The 790-nt window shown below is 74.3% G+C and carries 1 protein-coding gene; it reads right to left on the reverse strand.

What is annotated here, in order from left to right; all coding sequences use genetic code 11:
• A partial coding sequence (locus Q4I23_RS32900; protein ID WP_498529032.1) for a lysophospholipid acyltransferase family protein occupies nucleotides 1-770 on the reverse strand: 770 nt, incomplete at its 3' end.
• Nucleotides 771-790 lie beyond the last annotated feature (20 nt).

A 790-nucleotide genomic window follows, 5' to 3' on the forward strand; every position in this document is an offset into this window, starting at 1 on the left:
GCCCACGCCCGCGCCCGGCGCCACAGGTCGTAGACGCCGCCGACCCCCGCCGAGCCGTCGATCAGCGTCAGGAAACGCGCCGGGTCGCGGCTCTGCGCGTCGAGCGCCAGGGCGTCCATCGTTGCCTCCAGCCGCCGTTCCAGCGCGGCGGCGATGTCCGGCACCGGCCAGCCGGCGAAAGCGGACGCATCGACGGGCTCGCCAAAGCGGGCCAGCGCCTCCGGCGTGCTCTCGTCCCAGAACGGGTATTCCACGGCGAGCGGCACCACCACCGCCTCCGGCGCGCGGCGGACGAGATGGGCAATGCCCGGCCGCAGGCGGACCGGGCGGCGGCGCGGGTCGGTGAAGGCGCCCTCCGCGGTGATCCACAGCATGGACCGCGGGTCGGCCAGGATGCGCCGGCCGTGGCGCAGGAAGGCGGCGGCCCCGGCCCGGCCCGGCTCGACCCCGAACAGGCCGATGCGCGCCATAAAGCGGTAGCGGCGCAGCATCGCCGCGTCGATGGGGCCGTAGCCCGGCCGGTCGCGGTAGCGGGTGGTCCCCATCACGATCAGCAAAGCGGCGTCCCACCAGGATGGGTGGTTCAGGCAGACGATCACCGGCCGGTCCGCCGGCAGGTCCGGCCAGCCCGGCCGGGCCAGCCGCACCGCGTGGAAGTCGCGCCGCATCCGCCGCGCCATGACGGCGCCGAAGAAGCGGCAGAGCGCCGGCGAGCGCCGCGCGACCGGATCGTCGTTCAACCCATCATCCCGCCTGTCTCTTATACACATCTGACGCTGCCGACGATTAT

The organism is Azospirillum sp. UFLA03-27 (assembly GCF_059803775.1).